At 68.9% G+C, this 5794-nt stretch carries 6 protein-coding genes; 2 read left to right on the top strand and 4 right to left on the bottom strand.

From position 1 onward, the window contains the following. Window positions 1–131 precede the first annotated feature (131 nt). Window positions 132–707, top strand: coding sequence for a gamma-glutamylcyclotransferase (locus B2R83_RS02415; RefSeq protein WP_292038114.1), 576 nt, complete (start codon window positions 132–134; stop codon window positions 705–707). A 4-nt stretch (window positions 708–711) separates the two neighbouring features. Here the strand turns inward: B2R83_RS02415 and B2R83_RS02410 are convergent, their stop codons facing one another. After that, window positions 712–2145, bottom strand: a complete 1434-nt coding sequence (locus B2R83_RS02410; RefSeq protein ID WP_292038113.1) for a cytochrome P450 — start codon at window positions 2143–2145, stop codon at window positions 712–714. A gap of 1060 nt (window positions 2146–3205) precedes the next feature. Here B2R83_RS02410 and B2R83_RS02400 point away from each other — a divergent pair. Then, a complete protein-coding gene (locus tag B2R83_RS02400) occupies window positions 3206–3694 on the top strand; it encodes a YciI family protein (protein ID WP_292038111.1) in 489 nt (162 codons plus the stop codon). Here the strand turns inward: B2R83_RS02400 and B2R83_RS02395 are convergent. The 3 genes from B2R83_RS02395 to B2R83_RS02385 all read right to left on the bottom strand — a co-directional run. After that, a complete protein-coding gene (locus tag B2R83_RS02395; RefSeq protein WP_292038122.1) occupies window positions 3691–4827 on the bottom strand; it encodes a PA0069 family radical SAM protein in 1137 nt (378 codons plus the stop codon). The genes B2R83_RS02400 and B2R83_RS02395 overlap by 4 nt on opposite strands. Before the next feature lie 94 nt (window positions 4828–4921). After that, window positions 4922–5551: a tRNA-uridine aminocarboxypropyltransferase gene (locus B2R83_RS02390; RefSeq protein WP_292038110.1), complete on the bottom strand. Its 630-nt coding sequence runs from the start codon at window positions 5549–5551 to the stop codon at window positions 4922–4924. After that, a partial coding sequence (locus tag B2R83_RS02385) for a TolC family protein (RefSeq protein WP_349681039.1) occupies window positions 5548–5794 on the bottom strand: 247 nt, incomplete at its 5' end. The genes B2R83_RS02390 and B2R83_RS02385, both read right to left, overlap by 4 nt.

Below are 5794 nucleotides of genomic sequence, written 5' to 3'. Positions count from 1 at the left end.
CCGGCGACGTGGTCGCCCTGCGGAGCGCCTTCCCCTGGTATGCGTTCCGCACGCCGAAACACCAGGGCGCGCCCTGCGCTTGACGCGGGCTGCACGTACAATAGCGTGCATCCCCGTTTTTCCTGCCACCGATGTCCCTCAACACGATCGAGATCAACCGCCTGATGGACCGCTTCGACCGCCATGACAGCGTCTGGCTGTTCGGCTACGGTTCCCTGATCTTCAAGGCCGACTTCCCGTTCATCGAACGCCGCCCCGCCAGCATTCGCGGCTGGAGCCGCCGCTTCTGGCAGGGCTCGCACGACCACCGCGGCACCGAAGACGCGCCAGGCCGCGTGGTGACGCTGGTGCCGGTCGATGGCGCCACCTGCCACGGCATGGCCTACCTGGTCACGCCCGAGGAGTTCGCCCACCTCGACCACCGCGAGAAGAACGGCTACCTGCGCCTGGCCACCGAGATGACATTCGAGGACGGCGGCACCGCCGAGGGCATCGTCTACATCGCCACATCCGACAACGCCGCCTATCTCGGCCCCGCGAGCGAGCAAGCCATCGCGCGCCAGATCGCCAGCGCACGCGGCCCGAGCGGCCCGAACAGCGAATACCTGCTGGAACTGGCGCGTGCCCTGCGCGAGCTCGGCAAGTACGACGAGCACGTGCATGCGATCGAGCGCCACCTGAAAGAATTCATCGGGGCGGCGCGCTGAGGTCTCATGGTGAACCGGCCGGCCTGCGCTCCACCTTGAGCAACAAGGGTGCTTTCGGCCGCAAGGAAATATTCAACACCGCCTCCGGCTCCCCCTCCCCCTTCGCCAGCACGAAACGCTGCAGCAGCATCGCCGCCACCACCGTCATCTCCGCCAGCGCCAGTTGCTGTCCCAGGCACACCCGCGGCCCGGTGCCGAAGGGCATGAAGGCCCCGCGCGGAATCGCCGGCGCATCCGCCCCGAAGCGCTCCGGCCGGAAGGCCTGCGGCTCCGGAAACCAGCGCGGGTCGCGGTGCATCAGGAACACCGGAACCATGAACATGGTCCGCGCCGGCATGGTCCAGCCGCCAAGCAGGAAGGCGCGCGTCGAACGGCGGCTCATCAGGATCGGCGCGGCCGGGTACAGGCGCATCGTCTCGTTCACGGTCTGGGCCAGGTAGCCCAGCCGCGCCAATGCGTCCTCGCCAGGCGCGTCGCCCTGCAGCACCGCATCGACTTCGCGCCGCGCCGCTTCCTGCGCGGCCGGATTGGCCGCCATGCACCAGGCCCACCAGCTCAGGCTGGCCGCGGTGGTCTCGTGTCCGGCGATGAAAGCCATCATGCATTCGTCGCGCACCGCCGACAAGGGCCAGGCGTCCGCGTCCTGCCGGTGCAGTTCCAACAGGCGGCTCAGCAGGTCCTGTGGCCAGGCATCGAGCGGCAAGGCCAGGCGCGCCTGCACGTGGCGCTCGATCAGCTGCGCCAGCATGGCGCGCACCTGCCGCTTGCGCCGCTTCCATGGCAGCCAGTCGGGCGCGCTGGCAGGCCAGAACATCTCGGCATTGGCCGCCACCAGCGCCTCGTGCACCGCGCTCTCCACCGCACGCGCATCATGGCCGATCTCGCTCGAAAACATCATGCGCATGATGACGTCCATCGCCAACGAGGTCAGCGCGCTTTCGATCGGCATCGCTGCGCCCGGCTGCCAGCTTGCCATTGCCGCCTCGGCTGCCGCCGCGATCGTCGGAACGAAGGCCTTGACCGACTTCGGCGCAAAGGCCGGTTGCAGTGCCTGGCGTTTCGCTGCCCAAGCGCTGCCCTCCGCGACCAGGACGCTGTCGCCCTGCAGGTAGGCGAAGATCTCGATTCCGCGCTCCCAGCGCTGGATCGCGTCATGGCGCCCCACCAGCAGCTCGCGCACCAGTTGCGGGTCACTGACCACGATCTCGTGCTCCGGCCACATGCGCAGGTGGACCACGTCGCCATAGGCCTGGCGCCAGCTCGCCAGGCTGCCGGGCAGGTCGCGCGCCATGCGCGCCAAGAGGCCCCAGCCGGTCAGGCCGGACGGCGGACCGGGCGGCCAGGCGCCGGGCGGATGCCGGGCCGGCGCCGGGTTGGCGGAAGCGGGCGGCGCGCCATCCGCATGGAAGGGGCATCGGGAGGTGTCGGGCGTGTTCATGTCTCGCATTCTTCGCCGCTTCTGCCCCCGCGTCTTGAACGGAAACGACATCGACAGGCCGCGGGCGCCTGCCTATACTGCTGGCTCATGGCCCCCGATCGTCACGATTGCCTGCTCCCCTGCCCCGACCGGCTGGCGCGCGGCCCGCGCATATGCAATGCGGGTAAGTCGCCGCATGACCGCCTCTACCTGGCGCCGCCGGCGCTGCAGGGCGCGATGCTGGCGCTGGTCAGCCGCGACACCTCCCGCCTCGCACTAAGCGACGCCCAGCGCTTGTCGCACTTCCCCGCTTCGCCGATCGTGACGCTGTCCTGGTTCGACGGGTCCGGGATGGGCCTGGTGGACACGGACACGGGCTGGCATCCCTTCGCTGCGCAGATGATGATCTCGGGCAGCCATTCGCGCCCGGTGACCACCTGGTCGCCGACGGGCGGCCGCGGCTACATGGCCTGCTTCCAGCCGGACGCCGTCCCCGCCCTGTTCGGCATCGAGCTCGCGGCCATCCAGGACCGCTTCCTGCCGNNGGCCGCGCCCGACGATGCCGCCGCTATGCACGTGCTGGAGGCGGCGCTCGGCAAACGCTGGCGCGCGGCGCAGGGAGGCGAGACAAGCCGGTTCTTGCTGCGCCAGATGGGCCGGCATTGGGTGCAGCGCCTGGCCTGGCAGGCGCACCAATGGCGCGACACACACAGCGCGCGCCAGGTCGAGCGCCGCATCAAGTCCTTCAGCGGGCGTTCGCTGCGCGAGTGGCAGTCGCTGGTGCGCACCGAAGGCCTGTTCTTCGCGGCCCGCGAACGCTACGAGACCGGCCAGCCCTTCGACTGGGCCACGCTGGCCCTGGACGAGGGCTTCTCGGACCAGGCCCACCTGAGCCGCGTCACCCGGCAGATCTGCGGCTTTCCCCCGACCGAATTCGCCGACCGCTACATCGAGGACGAGTCCTTCTGGATCTACCGGCTGTGGGTCTGAAGACCGGCCCTGCCCGGCCTGAAGTCCGCTAGAATCGCTGGACCATACGAAGCGCGTCGATGCCACGCGCCATATAACAAGGAGAACAGGGATGTCGAAGAAGATGCTGATGGGCTTGTGCGCTTCGCTGCTGCTGGCGATACCGCCTGCCGTGGCGCAAACCAAGGCCGTTGAACCCACGCCGCAATACGACGCCGCGCTGGCCCAATCGCTCGGCGCCGACGAGCGCGGCATGCGCCCCTATGTATTCGTGATCCTCAGGACCGGCCCCAGGAACATCGAGGACAAGGCCGAGCGCGCGAAGATCTTCGAGGGCCACTTCGCCAACATGGGCAAGCTCGCAGCCGAGAAGAAACTGGTCTTCGCCGGACCGCTGGACGGCAAGGAAGGCCGCCGCGGCATCTTCGTGATCGCGACGCCGGACATCGAGGAAGCCAAGCGCTACGTGGCAACCGATCCGGTCATTTCAAGCGGGCTGATGGAGGCCGAGTACCACAAGCTCTATGGCTCGGCGGCGCTGATGATGGTGAATGAGGTGCACAACAAGANNCCTGCCGATCTCGATCGGGCGGCCGGCTAGAACAGGTCCAGCTGCCCGGCTGCGTTCCCGCCGCCGCTCTTGCCGGCGGCAGGCGACGGCCGCGGCGGCACCACCAGCGGCTTGCGGAACTGCGACCCGTCCAGCCTGCCGAAGCGCCCCCGGAACTCCCCCATCCCCAGCCGGTCCACCGCTTTCGAGAAGCGCTGGCGGATCAGGTCCGCCCACACGCCCTCCCCGTGCATGCGTTTACCGAAGTCGCTGTCGTAATCCTTGCCGCCGCGCAGGTCGCGCACGCGGTTCATGACGCGCTGCGCCCGCTCGGGGAAATGCGCCTGCAGCCATTCCTGGAACAGCGGGTTGACCTCGTGCGGCAGGCGCAACACGACGTAATGGGCGCCGATGGCGCCGGCCTCAAGCGCCGCTTCCAGGATGCGCTCGATCTCCGGTTCGGTGACGAAAGGAATGATGGGCGCCACGCTCACGCTGACCGGAATGCCGGCCTCGGCAAGGGTGCGGATGGTGCGCAGGCGCCGTGCCGGCGCTGCCGCGCGCGGTTCCAGCGTGCGCGCGATCTCCGGATCGAGCGTGGTCAGGGTGATGGCGGCGCAGGCCAGGTTCTTTTCCGCCATCGGCGCGATCAGGTCGATGTCGCGCTCGATGAGGGAGGACTTGGTGATGAGCCCGACCGGATGCCGGCATTCGCTCAGCACCTCGAGCACCTGGCGCGTCAGGCGCAGCTCGCGCTCGCAGGGCTGATAGGCGTCGGTGTTGACGCCGAGGGCGATGTGCTCGGGCACGTAGCCCGGCTTGGCCAGCTCGCGCCGCAGCAGCTCGGCCGCGTTCACCTTGGCGAACAGCCGGCTTTCGAAGTCGAGCCCCGGCGACAGGCCGAGGTAGCTGTGGGTGGGCCGCGCAAAGCAATAGATGCAACCGTGCTCGCAGCCGCGATACGGATTCAGCGAGACCTTAAAGGGGATGTCGGGCGAAGCATTACGCGAGAGGATGCTCTTGGCGTGCTCGTCGGTGACGACCGTCTTGATGCCGGCGGCTTCGTCCTCCTCACGCTCCCAGCCGTCGTCGAATTCTTCGCGGCCATTGAATTCGTATCGACCCTGCAGGTTCGATACCGCGCCCCGCCCCTTGCGCGCCGCGAGCGGACGCGGGCCGAGCATGGGCTGCTCGTCCACGGGCTGGCGCTGGCTGGGTTGGTTGCGGTCGGGCACGTCGGCTCCATACTGTATATTTATACAGTATGGTACGCCTCCCTCAGCGGGATTTCAAGTCCGGCGCACCAGGCGGCACATAGGCGGCCTGCTGTTGCACGAAGCCGTCGAATGCGTCGAACAAGGGCTGGAAGGCGGCATCGTCCCCTTCCAGCTGGGCCAGCGCCAGCGCCGCCGCCTCCAGCGAAGACAGCTGGTGCGGCGCATGCGCCTTGCGGATCCGGTAATTCGAGGGCGCGACGTCGACCAGCGCCAGGCGCGGCAAGGCTTGCAGGGCCGGGTTCAGGTACAACATCTTGCGGCTCTTGCGCCAGGTGGCGTCCAGCACCACCAGGCGCAGGCGCTCGGCCGCCATCGCCTCGAAAGGCGGCGGCGCCGGCAGGCTGGCGTCGCCCGGGGTGTCCGGGTACAGCAGCACCGGCACCCGCCCATCCGCGTGCAGCAGCGCATCCAGTTCGGCGCTGTCGAATTGCTCGCCGACCGCCAGCCTGCTTCCGGCCACGCTCAGGTGCAGCAGGCGCGCGCTGTTCTTGGCATTGGCCACTTCGAGCGGATGCTGCAGCACCAGCAGCGCCGCACGCGGCTCGACGCGGGTGATCCAGCGGCAGATGCAGGCCGACTGCGCGCGCAGGCAGGTGGCGCAGCGCGCACGTTTCACGGATACCCCGCTCATGGCGAAGGCGACCAGCCGCCGCCCAGCGCACGGTACAGGTCGACGTGGGCCGCGAGCAGGCTGGCGCGCAGCCGCAGCACGGTGTTCTCGGCGCCGAAGGCATTGCGCTGGGCGTCCAGCTCTTCGAGGTAGGACGCATAGCCGTTCGCATAGCGGTTGTGCGCCACCCGCAGCACCTCATTCGCCGCCGTCCGTCGCGCTTCGGCCTCGGTCAGCTGGCGCCGCAGGCCGTCGATGCCGGCC

The sequence above is a fragment of the Massilia sp. UBA6681 genome, from assembly GCF_002454935.1.
Lineage (GTDB): Bacteria > Pseudomonadota > Gammaproteobacteria > Burkholderiales > Burkholderiaceae_D > Telluria > Telluria varians.
This window is presented reverse-complemented; position numbering and strand designations above follow the sequence as displayed.